A 16,249-nucleotide genomic window follows, 5' to 3' on the forward strand; every position below is an offset into this window, starting at 1 on the left:
AACCACCTTACTTTCTATAATTTTTTTAAAATTTCGTTAATATTAATTTCATTTGCATTATCATCAAGTAATATTTGCATATTGAGAATACTAGCAATCATATCTCTCGTATTTTTAATTGCAAGTCTAAAGTCTTGATTTTTCAAAAAGTTTGCCAAAAAAATAGAGTCAAATAAGTCACCACTTCCACCAAAATTTTTATCCAAATATTTATATTCTTCATCAATAAATGACTTATCCTTTGCCAAAATAAAATACCTATCATTTTCTTTAACGCTTGTTATAATAATTTTTTTGCCAAGATTTTCAAAATAATCTATAATTTCGTGAGGTTTTTCATAGCTTTTATCAGTCAAAAACCTTGCTTCAGTAAGGTTTGGAATAATAATATCTGAAAAATTTGTCATATATTTATAAATTTCTACAATATTTTTATCAAGACCCTTATAAATTTTTCCAGAATCTCCCATAATGGGGTCAAGAACCATAAATATTTTATTTTCTTTTACAAAATCGCAAATTATTTTTGCTTGGTCAAAATTTAGGACAAAGCCTACAAAAACCACATCATAAATTCGACCTTGTTTTTTGTAAACTTCCAAGGTATTTTTTAAAAATTTAGTAGAATCAAAAATTTCTATAGGTTTTAGGGAAAATTTATTTGAAATTAAGGCTGTTGGTAGGAAATCAACATCAAAAGAATAAAAATTCAAAACATCTCTACAAAGACTTCCACCAATATTTCCACTTGATAGAAAGTCATTAATTAATAAAATTTTTTTATTTTTTTTGAAAGATTTCATATAACCACCATAAAATTTTAAACTATCCTTATATAACTATTATAAATATAATATCAAAATAAGCAAATATGAAGAATTTGGCTGATAATAAATTTAAAAAAGAAATAAACTTTACCCTGTTAATATAAGGAGAAATTAGATATAATGAAATCATGAAAACTTATAATAATAACATGAAAAAATATAATGAAAAAATTAAAAAAATTTTAAACGAGAACAAATTTGTTGTTAAAACGAAATCATCTGTGATAAAGGTGATTTTTGGCAGGGCAGGCTTGTATTTTCTTTTGGTACTTGGGCAAATTTTTCTTATTTATCAAATTTTAAAACACCTATCCATTGATCCTTCCTTAATTTTTGGATCATCAGCTGTTATTGCTATAATTTCTCTTTTGGTAATTTTATCAATGGATGTAAATCCTTACGAAAAACTTTCTTGGTTTTTCTTGATTGCAGCTGTCCCAACATTTGGAATTATGTTTTTTATACTATCAAGAATTGATATTGGAAAAAAAATCGAGGAAAGCTCGATTATGGATAGCGAAGAAGAAACAAATTATTTGCATACAATCGATGAAAATTTGATAAATGAGCTTAAAAACGAGGATAAGGAATTTTATAATCTTGTAAATTATTTAAATGATTATGGTTCATTTCCTGTAAGCAAAGATAATGATGCAAAATATTATAGAGTTGGAGATGATTGCGTAAATGATTTGATTGACTCCATTAGAAGTGCCAAAGATTTTATTTTTGTTGAATTTTTTATAATAAATCAAGGATATTTTTGGGGGACAATTCTTGAAGAGCTTACAAAAAAAGCAAGCGAGGGGGTTGAAGTAAGACTCATGTATGATGGGACAAATGCAATTTTAAATCTTCCTAAAAATTTCCCAGAAGAAATGGCAAATCTTGGAATAAAATGCAAGGTTTTTTCTCCAATAATTCCAATTATTTCAACCTACCACAACAATAGAGACCACAGAAAAATTTTGGTTATAGATGGAAGAGAAGTATACACTGGTGGGGTAAATTTGGCTGATGAATATATAAATGTAGAAGAAAGATTTGGCCATTGGAAAGATACTTTTATAAGAATAAAAGGACCTGCAGTTCAATCATTTACAATAATGTTTTTACAATTGTGGGCAAGTGAGGAAAAAGAAGATTTAAAAAGATATTTAAAAACCTACCCACAAAAATCTGACGGATATATAATTGGAGTTGGAGATAATCCAATAAGAAAAGAAAGATTTTTCAAAAATATTTACATGCACATTTTGGATACTGCAAAAGATTACGTCTATATTATGACTCCATATTTAATTATAGATAATGAAATGGTAAAATCGCTAACTTTTGCAGCAAAAAGAGGAATTGATGTAAGAATAATTCTTCCAGCAATACCAGATAAAAAAATTCCCTATATGCTAGCAAAATCTCACTACAAAAAATTAATAGAATCAGGAGTGAAAATCTACGAATATTTACCAGGATTTATTCACGCAAAAACTTGGGTATCTGATGGCAAAAAAGCAGTTGTAGGATCTGTAAATGTAGATTATAGGGCGCTTTATTTAAATTTTGAATGTGGGGTTTATATACACAAACATCCTGTGATAAATGATATTTTAAAAGATTTTGAAATATCATTTGATATAGGAAAAGAAATTAAAATGAGAGATGTAAAATCCTATCCTCTTTATAAAAAAATAATAGCATTCGCAGTAAAACCATTTGCTCCTTTAATGTAAACCTAGTTACAAGCTAGGTTTTTTATTTTGCAAAATTTTTATCAAATAATCAAGAAAAACAAGCTAACTTAAAAAAATAAAATCTATCTTTACAATTTGTTGAAATTTCAAAGAATATTTTAAAAACATTATAGACTTTTAATAAAATACCTGATATTATTAGGGTAAGATAAATATTTTTTTAAAAGGAGGATTCTATGAAATTAAAAAATAAGGCACTACTAACATCTGCCCTTATACTTGCTCTTGCATTTTCTGGAGTAAATCCTGTAAAGGCAAGTGATGATGTTAGTTCAGATACAAGTTTGGAAAGTACAGAAAAAGATAGTAAGAATCAAGAGAATGTTAATACTTTAAAAGATGATAGTCAAGAAAAACGTCCAGTCTATTGCGAAATTGATTTGTATGTAAAAAATAGAAGAATAAAAGACTGGCTTAAAAAGGGGGCTTATTCTAAGATAGAAGGGCAAGAGGGGAAACTATTAGAAGATCATAGAGATATAGAAAAAATTAATATACACGAAAATTTAGAACCAGGCAAAAAATATAAAATAGAAATTTTAGATGGAAAAAATGGAAAAGCTTATGCGAAAGGAGAAATAAACCTAATAGCAGAAGCTAAAGATGGTCATAAAATGGCTGTAGAAATAATACCAAATACCCCTATAAAGACTAGAAAAATGACCTTGAACTATAAAAATAAAAGTTTAGACAAGGATAGGCTTATACCTGATGGCAAATTTTATGTGTTTGTAGATGGTAAATTTGTAAGTGAATATAAAAATTATAATGATGTAACTGAATTAAAAGATTTTGAATATGAGACAGGAAAGAAATTTAAAATTGAATTTAGAAGGACTAGAGATGCTGATTCTGAACTTTTAGCAAGTATAGAAGATAAAATGCCTGAAGATGGAAAAATGCTAGAATCTACATCAATGAATGTTTATTTAAAATTACCAACAGATCCAAAAGAGGATAAAAAAGATAGTGAAAAAGGATCAGAAACTACTGCTAGTTCGGGAGAAAAAGAAGGTAAAAAAACTGGTGAAACTTCTGATGGTTCAAAAGATAATAAAAAATCAAATGAATCTAAACCTTCATCTAATGAAAATTCTACATCTTCATCAAATGATCCAAGTAATGGAAAACCAAAAAACGGATCCAACCAAGGCAATAGTATGACAGTTACACCTATACCAGGAGCTAAGGATGATAAGGATAAAATTTCAGAAAAATCTTACAAAACAAGAGAAGAAGCCATTGAAGCTGCCAAAAAAGAAATGCAAACAAATACAAAATGGAAATCATATTATGTGATTGATCAAAAAGATGGAACATTTAAATATGGCTTAAGTGAAAAAGAAAATAATGGTCAAAAAGGAAGCACTTCAACTACTACACCTAATAAGCTTACAACAACAAACACTCAAACACAAAAACCTAAATCTCCTCTAAATGTAAAAACAGGAGTAGCAGGAGTAGGAGCAGTAGTTGGTGTTCTAGCTCTATCTGTAATTGGATATTTTGTAACCAAAAAGAAAAAATAAAATTTTAAAAGTCTAATCTGACTAAACCCTTCAATCTGAATTAAGATTGAGGGGTTTTTTAGTTTGAAATTTATAAAGATTATTATTTAAATCTAGCGATTAAAATTTTAATAGATTTAAAGTTTTCGGAAATTTTTATTTAAACATTTTTAAATTTTGGAATATTTTTAAGGTTAGCTTAGAAAAATTTTTTAAATTATTTGACAAAGAAAAAAATTTATATATAATTAAATTAAGAAGTGTATGGAGATACGCCACACACCATACAGAAAAAAGAAAGGAGTTTTTATGTTTGATTTGAATAGCTCATCTCAAATTCCTTTGAACGAACAAATTGTTGAGCAAACGAAGTTGATGATTGCTCAAGGAATTTTGCTTGACGGTGATATGATGCCTTCTGTAAGAGATTTATCAAAAACTTTACTTATAAATCAATCAACCGTCCAAAAAGCCTACAACAAATTGAAGGAAGATGGGATTCTGCTTACAAAAAAAGGCCTTGGGACTTTTGTAAGTTTAGATGATGAAAAAATTGATGTAAAAAAAGAAAGACTTGAGAAAAAACTCTATGATATTTTTTTAAAATGTATTTTTTATGGAATTGATTTTGAAAAAATAAAAGAAATTTATGAAAAAAGTAAGGAGGATTCTAATGATCGTGGAAGTAATGAGCCTTTATAAATCTTTCGGGAAAAATAAAGTTTTAGATGATATAAATTTTTCTCTTGATGAGGGCAAAATTTATGCCTTAGTTGGAAGAAATGGTTCTGGTAAGACTACACTCTTAAAAACCATGGCGGATATTTACCAAAAAGATATAGGCGAAGTTCTTATTTGTGGAAAATCTTACAAGGCTGATAAGCATATTATTGAAAATATTGCCTATTTACCTGACAGATTTGATTATTTTGATTATTCTTCTGTTGAAAAAATGCTTGGATATTATGAGACTATTTATCCAAATTTTGATAGAAAATTTGCTAAAAAAGAACTTGAAAAAAATAAAATTGATTTGAAGAAAAATTTGAGGAGTTTTTCTAAGGGCTATAAAAATTTAATCGGACTTTTGGCAACAATTTCTACAAATGCAAAAATTCTTCTTTTGGATGAAATTCTTGATGGGATGGATGTTTTGAATAAGGAGATAATTTTATCTTATATTTTGGATTTAAAAGAAGATGGAAAAACAGTTCTTGCATCAAGTCATGAGCTTGAGGAGTTAGCAAAAATTGCTGATGAAACCTTATATCTTTCTAAAGATGGGAAGCTTACAAATCTTTATCAAAATAAAGAGAAATTTGTAAAATTACAAATTGTAGTTAAGGACAAACTAGATCCAAAAGTTCTTGAAAAATCTGTTTTAAGATTTAATATTGGAAGAGTTTATACTATTTTGGCAGAAAATAAGGAAAATTTATTGGAAAATATAAGGAAAAATGAAACGGTCGTTCAATTTGATATTTTAGATCCAAAAATTGAAGATTATTTCTATTGGGAAAAGGGAAGGAGTAAATAATGAAAGACTTTAAAAAAGAAATTAGCATTCTTACTAGAAGAAATGGATTTTGGATTATTCTTGTTGTCGCAGTAAGTCTTCTGTTTTCTGGACTTTTTCAAACAAATTCATTGGATGCAAGCTATAGATCTTTAATCCAAACAACAAATACCCTAAATAAAATGGCAAAAACTGGGGAAAAATATGGTAAAGATTTAAAAATCGACAAAAAGTTTTTCCAAGATAATGATATTTTATTTGAAAAAATGGCAAAAAAATATAAATATGATGAATATATTAATTTTGATTATGAAAAGGCAAGCCAAAAAGAAATTGATGAACGTGAAGAATTTCAATTAAAATATGGGGAATATATTTCAACTTTGGACCAATACAAATATTTATCTCATGAAGCCAAGGGAAAATCTAATAATTTCTATTTTTCTTATATTTCGGTTATGGGCATAGTTGTAGCTATAGTTTTGGGAGTTTTATTCTCTTCAATGGAGCACTCTACATCTTATTATGAATTTGCAAGAGTCTATCCTTGGACAAAGAAAAAAGATTTTCTTATGAAAATAGGCTTTGGTTTGATGATTGTTTTGGGATTTGTGATTCTTTCTTCAGCTTTAAATTATATGATTTTAAAAACTTCAAATTTTGAGATTTTAAAAACTGGAACAAGACAAATTCCTGAAACTATCAAAGGTTTCGGAATGCTTTCAGCAATCTATCTTGCGATTTTGTCAGTAGGTTTTATGGCTGGAAATATTTTGGGACATTTTGGTTTAACTATAATGACCTTTGGATTTTTGGATATTTTGGATGGAATAATTGGAAATATTAGTCAAATTTTATTCGGTTATTCTGACAACAATAGAACTTTTGCAAGTCTTATTGAGAAAAATATTCCAAACAATGGAAGTCCTGTAAATACAATTTTAAGAGTTATACTAAGACCACTTACAGATTTTGATACTACTAAATTTGCAGTTATAGGATTAATATTATTTTCTTTAATAGTTTTTTCTGTATCTTTTTCATTAATAGAAAAAACAAAAACAGAAAATTCTGGAAAGATGGTTTTATTAAAGCCAATCGCAAATCTTGCGAAGATTTTGGTAATAATGCTTTTTGCAAGCATTGGAACAATGATTTTCCAATCATCAATTTTTGAAGGATTTTCTATTATGAATTTTGTAGTTTTGGGTATTTTAATTTTTGTATTTACAAAAATATTTAATATCTTGTTTAAATTAAAATTAAAAGTTTAATAGAGCTACTATTTAAAACATGGTAGTATAAGGCTGGAGTTTATCTTCAGCCTTTTTCTGTGATTAAATCTTTAAATTTGGTAAAATAGAAGAAAGAAAGATTTTAAGGAGTGAATTTATGGCAAAAGATAGGCTAACTTGGAACCAATATTTTATAAAACTTGCCCACATGGTTGCTCTTAGGGGAACTTGTGACAGGGCTTATGTTGGTTGTGTTCTTGTTAATAGTGAAAATAGGATAATTTCTACAGGCTACAACGGATCTATAAAGGGAAATCCTCATTGTGATGAGGTTGGCCATACTATGAGAGATGGTCATTGTATTGCGACAATTCATGCGGAAATGAATGCACTTTTATATTGTGCCAAGGAAGGAATTTCTGTCAAAAATTCAATTTGTTATGTAACTCATTTTCCTTGCCTAAATTGTACAAAATCTTTGATTCAAGCAGGAATTAAGGAAATTTATTATTCAAATGATTACAGGGTTGATCCTTATGCGATTGAACTTTTGGAGAAAAATAAAATTAAATTTGAAAAAATAGAAAATAGAGATTAGAAATGGGATATAGAAAAAGAAAACTTGAGATAATAAAAAAATTTTTAAGCCCAGACTTAATTTTTGAAATAAGAAAACTTTTAAAAAACAGGGGAGAAAATTCCAAAGAAATTCTTGATATTGAAAGTAAATTTGGTCAAAAATTAAGGAGTTTGTTTGAAGATTTGGGGCCGGTTTTTGTAAAATTTGGTCAATTATTATCTACAAGAAGGGATATATTTCCTGAAAATATAATTTTAGAGCTTGAAAAATTGCAAGATGATGTAAAGGAAGAAGATTTTGAAAACATCAAGGAAGTTTTTTATGGGGAATTTTCCAAGGATATTTATGATGTTTTTGATAAATTTGAAAAAAAACCTCTAGCTTCTGGATCAATGGCTCAAACTCATTTGGCAACAATCAAGGTCGGCTCCCTTGAAAGAAAGGTTGTTGTAAAAATTCAAAGAAAAGATTTGGAAAAAAATGTAAAAGAAGACCTAAAAATAATGAAAGACCTTTATAAAAAGCTCGAAATAAAGCTTGAAGGGATAAAATCTTTTAATCTTGGAGAAATTATTGAAGAATTTGCTATTTCTTTAAACAGGGAAATTGACTTTGAAATTGAAAAAAATAATATCAAAAAATATAGAAAATTAAATGTTCAAAAAAAGGACCTTCTTTGTCCCGACGTCTACGATTCATATTCAAGCAAAAAAGTTTTGACCATGGAATTTATAGATGGTGAATCCATCAGGTCAGTCTATGAAAAAAGGTCAGATATTAGAAAAGATTTGGCGGAAAAAATCATAGGTGCCTATGTAAATCAAATGTTTACTTATGGATATTTTCACGCCGATCCCCATCCTGGAAATATTTTTGTCGATAAAAATTTAAAAATCTATCTTTTAGATTTTGGAATCGTTGGAAATCTATCAGAAAATTACCGTTATCAAATGATGAAAATATTTTTGGGTGCAAGTTTTAATGAGGTAAAACTCATAACTGATGCCATAATTGGCATGGGACTTTTGGAATTTGATTCCAAAAAAATTGGAGATTTTGAAAAAAGAATTCAAAAACTTTTGGATAAGTACATGGTTATGAGCCTAAATCAAATGAAACTTGCGGATTTATTTAGGGATTTTTATACGCTTTTGGTAGACTATTCAATAAAAATTCCATCAGAGCTTACAAATTTTGGGAAAACTGTCCTAATTTTGGAAGGCTTAATCGAAAAATTAGTTTACAAGGAATCCTTCCTAGAACTTGCCCTTCCAATTGCAAAATCTATGGTTTTTAAAATTTTTAGTCCAGATTTGGTTTTTGATAGGATAAGACCAAAAATTTATGATACCTATTCTTTAATAAAAGAATTTCCTCAAACAAGTTTAAATATTTTAAGGCAACTTGCAAGAGGAGATTTTAGGATTATCGACCAAAAAAGCGAGGAAGAAAGAAAATCTTACGAAAAAATTGAAAATCAAAAAAGCCAGGCCCTAGTTTTTCTTGGACTTTCAATTATTATAGGATTTTCACTTTTAAGCCTTGCCCTTTTAGATTTTGATAAAAATATTTTAAAGGCGATTTTAATTGCAAGCCTTAGTATTGGATTTTTTACGATTTTTGCCATAATGAAAAATTTATTTAGAAAGGAATAAAATGAGAAAAAGTAAAGAGTTTGAAATAGGAAGATTTCTCGCAAACAGTGAGGGATATTTGAAAAATAAATATCTTTTATCTTTGATGTTTGAAGTTTCTTTTGACCAGGCGAAAGAAGTTGAAGATGAAAAAATAATGGAAGATAAAAGGTGGGTAGTATATTCTTGGGATATAAAAATAAAAAAACCGATTAGGGAAAAAGATAAAATAAAAATTACAACCTTTGCCATTGATATGAATAAATTTTATGCCTACAGAAACTTTATTATTGAAAAAGATGGGGAAATTATAGTCGAATCTTTTTGTGTATTTTTATTATTTGACCTTAAAAAAATGCGTCCAATAAAAATTCCAAAAGAAATTGCAAAAGCTTACCAAAAAGAAAATCCGATTTATAAAGAAAAATCCCATAAATACGTGGAAAATTTTGGAGATTTAGAAAAAATTCAAATAAGAATGACAGACATAGACTCAAATTATCATGTAAATAATGCAGCCTACATGGATTTGTTGGGAGAAATTTCAAATGTCAAAGACCAAGATATAGAATTTATAAATATAGTTTACAAAAATGAAATTAGGGATAAAAAATATATTTTTGGGCAAAAATCTCAAAAAGAAAATGAAATTTTCTACAGATTTGTTGATGGTGATGGAAAAATTTACACTTATGGAAATCTAGGACTTAGAAATGTATAAAGAAAATTATGGAAATATTCCAAACAAGGACAAGATAAATTTTTATTTGATAGAGGATAATAAAAATTTGGGTCCTTGGGTTACAAGGTCAAAAATTATTGGAAAAAGTGCCAAAATTATTGGAAAAGAATTGGGTCTTGATGAGGACATAGCCTTTGCTTGTGGGTCACTTTTTGATATTGGAAAAAAAGAAAAGAAAAATGGATTAGAAAATAATTTAAGATCTTTTCATATTTTAAGAAATGAAAGCTATTTTTTTCCAGCAAAAATTGCCATAAGCCACTCTTTTATCCTTAAAGATATAAATTCATACCTTGGAGAGATGAATTTGAAAGAAAAAGATATTATTACAATAAAAAATTTACTTTTGTCTTACTCTTACACCGATTATGACAAATTAATCCAAGTTTTGGACAATTCTATTACTGATAATTACCTTGGAAGTGAGAAAAAACAAGAAATTTTAAAAGAAAAATACGGAAAAATTCCTTTTGAAGATGAAAGATTAAAAAAATTAATAGAGTACGAAAAATATTTTGAAAATAAATTGAAAAATCCTATAGAATATTATGTAAATAAATTTTTGTAAAAAATCTCAGAGCGTAGACAAAGTATGATTTTAGCTAACAATTTATTTTATAATAAAAATTAAGCTACGCACCATCTCGACTAAGTGAGTGAAACGAACGCATGGAGAGATCTCATGAGATTTCTCGACTCACTACGTTCGCTCGAAATGGATATTATTTTTAGTTTGTCAACAGTCTGAAATTTTTGTAAAAAATCTTAATTTATTAACAAAAATTTTCAAAAATCTAAGAAAATGGTAATATATATAGGTATCAAAAATTTAGGAGGATTTATGAATTGTCTTATTGGGCAGTCAGGTGGACCTACTGCAGTTATTAACTCATCTTTGGCTGGAGCTATCCAAGCTGGGATTGATTTTGATTTTGAAAATGTATATGTTTCTTTAAATGGAATTGAGGGACTTTTACATGAAAATATAAAGTGTGTTGACAAAGATTTATTTGAAAAAGAAAAGGCAAATGATAGGCTTAAAAAAAGACCATCTTCAATTCTTGGATCTTGTCGTTTTAAATTAAGTGATAATTTGGAAGATGACCAATATAAAAAAATCTTTGAAAACTTGAAAAAATATGAAATTTCAACTTTTGTCTATATTGGTGGAAATGATTCGATGGATACAGTTATGAAACTTAATTCATACATAGAAAAAAATAAAATTGATTGGATAAATGTGGTTGGTTGTCCAAAAACAATTGACAATGATCTTTGTGAAATGGATCATTCACCAGGATTTGCTTCTGCATCAAAATTTGTAAATACTGCCCTAAGACAAATTAGGCTAGATTGCGATATTTATCCAATAAAATCAATTACCTTTGTGGAAATTATGGGAAGAAATGCGGGCTGGCTAACTGCAACTTCTTATCTTGCAAATTATAAAAGAAAAAAAGATATAGTAAATTTAGTTTATCTTCCAGAAGATTCAAAATCTTTGGATGATATAGAAAAAGAAATAGAAGAAAAATTCAAGGAAGATAACAATTTAGTAATTGCTGTTTCAGAAGGATTTATGGATAAAGATGGAAAACTTGAAAATGAAAGCGAAAAATCCTTCGACAAGGGCTTTAACCATCCAATAATTGCAGGAATTGGCCTAAAAATTTCAGATTATATTCACGATAAATTAAAGGTAAAAACTCGTTCAGTTGAATTAAATATTGTTCAAAGAACAAGCTTTTTAATTTCAAAAACCGATTCAGACGAAGCATATGAATTGGGATATCTTGCTATAAAAGAAGGAAAAAATCAAACAAATATAGTTCCGATTTTAAAAAGAGAAGAGAAAAAAGAATACAAAGTAAGATATTCAACAACAAGTCCATCAAATATAGCAAACAAAGAGAAGAAAATTCCGGAAGCCTGGCTAAAATCAAGAGAAATTTTAAAAGAAAAAATCACAGCATACACCTTGCCATTAATAAAGGGTGAGATAAATCAAGAATTTACAGATGGAATTTTTGATTATATAAAATTAGAAGATTTTACAAAATAAAAAGACCCGACCGGGTCTTTTTTACATAAAAATAATATCTTTTCCATCAATAATTTTTACAGGAATCCCAACTTGACCAGTTTCAATTTTTTCTTTAAACTCATCTTTGTGGTCTCTGTAGGAGAAAAATTTTTTTAGATTTGCCATCGATTTTGTAATATCAATTAAGTCAACATTTTCAAAATCCTCAGGATTTTCCTTATAATTTTTAATAATTTCTGTACAATCTGGACAAAGTGAGCTTACATAAATTTCAATCATTTTTTTCTCCTATAATCTACATATTTAAATTTTGTATCATTTTCAAAAAAATCTTCAGATTCATCAAAGACTTCGAAATCTTCATCCTCATCAAAATTATGAAGAAAAGTATCTGCATCTTTTTTCTTATCAATTTTTGTCAAAATTGCTTGGTCACAAAAAGGTAAAAGCAAATCAACAATTTGATTTCCACCAATAACAAAAACTTCCCTATCATTTTTATTCTCATCCAAATATTTCAAAAGATTTTCCACCTTATTAAAAACTAAGGCATCATCAAGTTTTAAACTTTCATTCCTAGTTAAAACTAAATTTTCCCTGTTAGGAAGAGCTCCATTCATGGATTCATAAGTTTTTCTTCCCATAATAACAATATTATTTAAGGTTAATTTTTTAAAATGAGCCAAATCTTTTTTTATATGAAAAAGAAGTTTGTTATCCTTTCCAATCCCAAATTCTCTATCAACCGCCAAAATTATTTTCATAAAAACTCCTTGAATTTACTTATTAATTTAATTTTATCATTTTTAAGATAAAAATTAAATTTTAAAATTATTTGGGGTATAAAAAAAGTAGTAATTAAAATTTTAAAGGAGTAAAAATGAAATTTTTTCTAGATACTGCAAACGTTGATCAAATAAAAAGAATAAATGATTTAGGACTTTGTGACGGAGTTACAACAAATCCATCACTTATAAAAAAAGAAGGAAGAGATTTTAAAGAAGTCGTGACAGAAATTGCATCAATAGTTGACGGACCAATTTCTGCAGAAGTAACAAGTTATGATTACGAAGAAATGGTAAAAGAAGCTTTAGAAATTTCAAAATGGGCAGAAAATATTGTGGTAAAAATTCCTATGACAGAAGAGGGATTAAAGGCTATCAATACCCTTTCAAAAAAGGGAATAAAAACAAATTGCACCCTAATTTTTTCTCTAAGCCAAGGACTAATGGCAGCAAAAGCTGGAGCAACATACATTTCTCCATTTGTAGGAAGAATCGATGATATGGGAGAAGATGGGGGAGAGTTAATTTATAATTTAAAACAAGTTCTCGATAATTATGGATTAAAAGCAGAAATTATAGCAGCATCAATTAGAACAAATAAACATCTAGAAGATGCAGCTTTGGCAGGAGCTCACATAGCAACAATTCCAGGAAATTTATTTGAAAAATTATGGACCCATCCACTAACTAGCCAAGGAATAGAAAATTTCAAAAAAGATTGGGAAGCTTTTATAAAAAGATAAGAATTCGGTGTTGCAAAACAAAAATTTTGCAACACTTTTTCTTTAGGAGGTATGAATGAAAATATTAAATTTTGGATCGGTTAATATAGATTTAAATTTTAAAGTTGACCATATAGTAAGGCCGGGCGAGACAATATCTTCAACAAATTTCACCAAAAGTCCTGGTGGAAAAGGCCTGAACCAATCCATAGCCCTAAGCAAGGTCAACGAAAATGTCTACCATGCAGGAAAATATGGACAAGATGGAGAATTTATAAAAAAAATATTAGAAGATAATGGAATAAGTACTAATTTTTTAGAAAAATCACAAAAAAACACAAAAAATGGCTCTCAAGATTCAATACCAAATATTGATGATATAAAAAATTTTAAATTTTTGGATTTTAATTAATGGAATATTATGGATAGATAAAAATAATTTTGGAGGATATATGTATTTATTAATTATTAGTTTGATAATGCCAATTGCCTTCTTTTTTATGTATTTTTTCCTAAAATATAAGGCAAATAAAAAAATAAATCGATGGTCAGGTTTTAGAACTCGACTTTCTATGGAAAGTGAAAAAAATTGGAAATTCGCAAATAATTATGCGGGAAAGCTTTCTTTAATTTTTGGGATAATTAGTATGGTAATGACCCTTTTTGTTATTTATAAATATGATTTAAATGACAAAATCGTCTTGATTTTAACTGGAATACAAATTTTCTTTTTGATTATGGTGAGCGTATTGACTGAAATAAAATTGTACAAAAAAAATAATGGATAAATTTATATCCATTATTTTTTTTATTATTTAATATTTAATTCTTTATATTCCAAGCCTGTATCTTCTGCAACACCTTCGTTTGTAACGTATCCGTCGTAGGTGTTTATGCCTGAAATTAATTCTGGTGATTTTTCGCAGGCACTTTTTAGTCCTAGATTTGCTATTGTTTTTATATATCTTGTTGTTGCATTTGATAGGGCGTAAGTTGATGTGATTGCTACAGCTCCTGGTATATTTGCAACTGCGTAGTGGATTACTCCGTGTTTTACAAAAATTGGATCGGAAAGACTTGTTGCGTGACTTTTTGTAATATCTGTTGAACCACCTTGGTCAATTGCAACGTCGACTATTACTGATCCTTCTTTCATTTGTTTTACCATATCTTCTTTTATAAGTTGTGGAGCACGTCTTCCTGGAATTAAAACTGTAGAAATAACTAGGTCAGCATCTCTTACAGATTCTTCAATATTTATTGGGTTTGAATAAACTGTTTCAATTTTATCTGGGAGAATATCTTGAAGGTGACTTAAAGCTTCGATATTTACATCCAAAACTGTAACTCTTGCTCCCATACCAACGGCAATTTTTGTAGCTCCAGTTCCAACAGTTCCTGCACCAACAATTACTACGTGAGCAGGTCTAACTCCTGGAACTCCTTGAAGTAAAATTCCTCTGCCGCCTTCAGGTTTTGTCAAATATCTTGCCCCTTCTTGAACAGCCATTCTTCCTGCAATCTCACTCATTGGGGTTAAAAGAGGAAGCTTATTGTCAAGTTTTACAGTTTCATATCCAATTGCAGTAACTTTTTTTTCTGCCAATTCTTTTGCTAATTCTTCATTACTTGCAAGGTGAAGGTAGGTATATAAAATTAAACCTTCTCTTAAATATTTATATTCTTCCTTTAATGGTTCTTTGACTTTGTAAATTATATCAGCATTTTCCCAAACTTCTTTGGCAGAATCTACAATTTTTGCTCCTACAGCTTCGTAATCCTTATTTTCAATACCAGAATTTAAACCGGCATTATTTTCAATAATAACTTCATTACCAGCTTTTACAAGCTCAGCAACAGCACCTGGTACGGTTGCAACTCTTGATTCTTGGTCTTTAATCTCTTTTGGTACACCTATTATCATATTTCCTCCTTATATACTAGAAACATCTCAAATAAAATATACCCAAAATGAAATAAAAATATTATTATTTATTAAAAACAAAATTTTCCAAATAATAAGCTATTCCGTCCTCATCATTTGATTTAGTAATAAAATCAGCTTTTTCTTTCATAAAATCAGTTCCATTTCCCATAACAACACCGGCACCTGCCATCTCAATCATGGTAAGGTCGTTTTCTTCATCACCAAAAGCAATAACATCTTTCAAATCCATATTAAAATATTTGGCGATTTCATTTAAACTTCCACCCTTGTCGATTCCTTTTGGCATAATTTCATAAAAATATGGGGTAGACTTAACTTGGGCAGTTTTATCAAAAAAATTATCCTTTAATTTTTTTGCATCCTCATCAATAAATTTTGGATCTTGAGAAAATAAAATTTTATTTGGAGCAAAGTCCAAACTATATGCCAAGTCGTCAATAACTTTATAATGAGTAAAGGCCTTATCGCAAATTTCTTTTAAAGTATAAGTTTCCTCTGAACTTGTGACAACACAATCGTCAGTGTAGAGGATGTAGTGCATTTTAAGATTTTTTTCAGCAAATTGCAAAATTTCTTTTGCAAGATTAATATCCATAGGATGATTAATAATCACTTCTTTTGTTTTATAATCTGTAATTCTTCCCCCATTAAAATTAGAAAGAAGACCACCATACTTTTCAAATTCCAAAATATCAGCAAAAGGCAAAACCCCAAGCGGATCACGACCAGATGCAATAACAACAATATGACCAAGTTTTTGAGCCTTGATTAGGGCATTTTTTGTTTTTTCAGTAATTTCTCTTTTAGAATTTAATAAAGTTCCATCAATATCAACTGCAATAATTTTTTTCATATTAACTCCTTTTTCTATTCTTTTATAATTATATTAGATAATTTTTTTTATTCAAAAAGAAAAAAGCGTGAATAAATTTATCCACGCTTTTTTAAATTCTATTT

General features: G+C 28.3%; 18 protein-coding genes. 13 read left to right on the top strand and 5 right to left on the bottom strand.

All coding sequences use genetic code 11. The annotated features are described in order from the left end of the window. Positions 1 to 14 precede the first annotated feature (14 nt). Positions 15 to 803: a bifunctional hydroxymethylpyrimidine kinase/phosphomethylpyrimidine kinase gene (locus tag BN2087_RS03615; protein ID WP_049690515.1), complete on the bottom strand. Its 789-nt coding sequence runs from the start codon at positions 801 to 803 to the stop codon at positions 15 to 17. Between the two features lie 173 nt (positions 804 to 976). Here BN2087_RS03615 and cls point away from each other — a divergent pair, with 173 nt between their 5' ends. From cls to BN2087_RS03665, 10 genes are all read left to right on the top strand, one after another. Then, entirely contained in the window at positions 977 to 2,557 is a 1,581-nt protein-coding gene (gene cls / locus BN2087_RS03620; RefSeq protein WP_245190817.1) for a cardiolipin synthase, read from the top strand. A 197-nt stretch (positions 2,558 to 2,754) separates the two neighbouring features. Continuing rightward, on the top strand, positions 2,755 to 4,107 hold the full coding sequence (locus tag BN2087_RS09400) for a DUF5633 domain-containing protein (protein WP_245190818.1): 1,353 nt from the start codon (positions 2,755 to 2,757) through the stop codon (positions 4,105 to 4,107). 288 nt (positions 4,108 to 4,395) lie between these two features. Next, entirely contained in the window at positions 4,396 to 4,788 is a 393-nt protein-coding gene (locus BN2087_RS03630) for a GntR family transcriptional regulator (protein WP_049690517.1), read from the top strand. Beyond that, complete coding sequence (locus tag BN2087_RS03635; protein WP_049690518.1) at positions 4,760 to 5,623, top strand: ATP-binding cassette domain-containing protein; 864 nt, start codon at positions 4,760 to 4,762, stop codon at positions 5,621 to 5,623. The genes BN2087_RS03630 and BN2087_RS03635 overlap by 29 nt, the downstream gene beginning before the upstream one ends. Then, positions 5,623 to 6,876 (top strand): ABC transporter permease, encoded by a 1,254-nt coding sequence (locus BN2087_RS03640; RefSeq protein WP_049690519.1) that lies wholly within the window; start codon positions 5,623 to 5,625, stop codon positions 6,874 to 6,876. The genes BN2087_RS03635 and BN2087_RS03640 overlap by 1 nt, the downstream gene beginning before the upstream one ends. Positions 6,877 to 6,994: 118 nt before the next feature. Then, complete coding sequence (locus BN2087_RS03645) at positions 6,995 to 7,435, top strand: deoxycytidylate deaminase (protein ID WP_049690520.1); 441 nt, start codon at positions 6,995 to 6,997, stop codon at positions 7,433 to 7,435. A 2-nt stretch (positions 7,436 to 7,437) separates the two neighbouring features. Then, entirely contained in the window at positions 7,438 to 9,072 is a 1,635-nt protein-coding gene (locus BN2087_RS03650) for an ABC1 kinase family protein (RefSeq protein ID WP_049690521.1), read from the top strand. A 1-nt stretch (position 9,073) separates the two neighbouring features. Next, positions 9,074 to 9,772: an acyl-[acyl-carrier-protein] thioesterase gene (locus BN2087_RS03655; RefSeq protein ID WP_049690522.1), complete on the top strand. Its 699-nt coding sequence runs from the start codon at positions 9,074 to 9,076 to the stop codon at positions 9,770 to 9,772. Next, on the top strand, positions 9,765 to 10,361 hold the full coding sequence (locus BN2087_RS03660) for an HD domain-containing protein (RefSeq protein WP_049690523.1): 597 nt from the start codon (positions 9,765 to 9,767) through the stop codon (positions 10,359 to 10,361). The genes BN2087_RS03655 and BN2087_RS03660 overlap by 8 nt, the downstream gene beginning before the upstream one ends. 273 nt (positions 10,362 to 10,634) lie before the next feature. Beyond that, positions 10,635 to 11,855, top strand: coding sequence for a diphosphate--fructose-6-phosphate 1-phosphotransferase (locus BN2087_RS03665; RefSeq protein ID WP_049690524.1), 1,221 nt, complete (start codon positions 10,635 to 10,637; stop codon positions 11,853 to 11,855). 21 nt (positions 11,856 to 11,876) lie between these two features. Here BN2087_RS03665 and BN2087_RS03670 read toward each other — a convergent pair whose 3' ends face one another. Further along, positions 11,877 to 12,116, bottom strand: coding sequence for a hypothetical protein (locus BN2087_RS03670; protein ID WP_049690525.1), 240 nt, complete (start codon positions 12,114 to 12,116; stop codon positions 11,877 to 11,879). Next, a complete protein-coding gene (locus BN2087_RS03675; protein WP_049690526.1) occupies positions 12,113 to 12,601 on the bottom strand; it encodes a dihydrofolate reductase in 489 nt (162 codons plus the stop codon). The genes BN2087_RS03670 and BN2087_RS03675 overlap by 4 nt, the downstream gene beginning before the upstream one ends. A gap of 116 nt (positions 12,602 to 12,717) precedes the next feature. Here BN2087_RS03675 and fsa point away from each other — a divergent pair, with 116 nt between their 5' ends. From fsa to BN2087_RS03690, 3 genes are read left to right on the top strand one after another with little or no spacing between them, the layout of a single operon-like run. Beyond that, positions 12,718 to 13,365, top strand: a complete 648-nt coding sequence (gene fsa, locus BN2087_RS03680; RefSeq protein ID WP_049690527.1) for a fructose-6-phosphate aldolase — start codon at positions 12,718 to 12,720, stop codon at positions 13,363 to 13,365. 55 nt (positions 13,366 to 13,420) lie between these two features. Beyond that, on the top strand, positions 13,421 to 13,756 hold the full coding sequence (locus BN2087_RS03685) for a PfkB family carbohydrate kinase (RefSeq protein ID WP_049690528.1): 336 nt from the start codon (positions 13,421 to 13,423) through the stop codon (positions 13,754 to 13,756). A 40-nt stretch (positions 13,757 to 13,796) separates the two neighbouring features. Then, a complete protein-coding gene (locus tag BN2087_RS03690; protein ID WP_049690529.1) occupies positions 13,797 to 14,132 on the top strand; it encodes an SdpI family protein in 336 nt (111 codons plus the stop codon). A 23-nt stretch (positions 14,133 to 14,155) separates the two neighbouring features. Here the strand turns inward: BN2087_RS03690 and ald are convergent, their stop codons facing one another. Together ald and BN2087_RS03700 are read right to left on the bottom strand one after the other, a co-directional pair. Then, positions 14,156 to 15,268: an alanine dehydrogenase gene (ald, locus tag BN2087_RS03695; RefSeq protein ID WP_049690530.1), complete on the bottom strand. Its 1,113-nt coding sequence runs from the start codon at positions 15,266 to 15,268 to the stop codon at positions 14,156 to 14,158. A gap of 64 nt (positions 15,269 to 15,332) precedes the next feature. Then, entirely contained in the window at positions 15,333 to 16,145 is an 813-nt protein-coding gene (locus BN2087_RS03700) for a Cof-type HAD-IIB family hydrolase (RefSeq protein WP_049690531.1), read from the bottom strand. Positions 16,146 to 16,249: the final 104 nt, after the last annotated feature.

Source organism: Anaerococcus jeddahensis (genome assembly GCF_001182725.1).
In the GTDB taxonomy this organism is placed as follows: Bacteria; Bacillota; Clostridia; order Tissierellales; family Peptoniphilaceae; genus Anaerococcus; species Anaerococcus jeddahensis.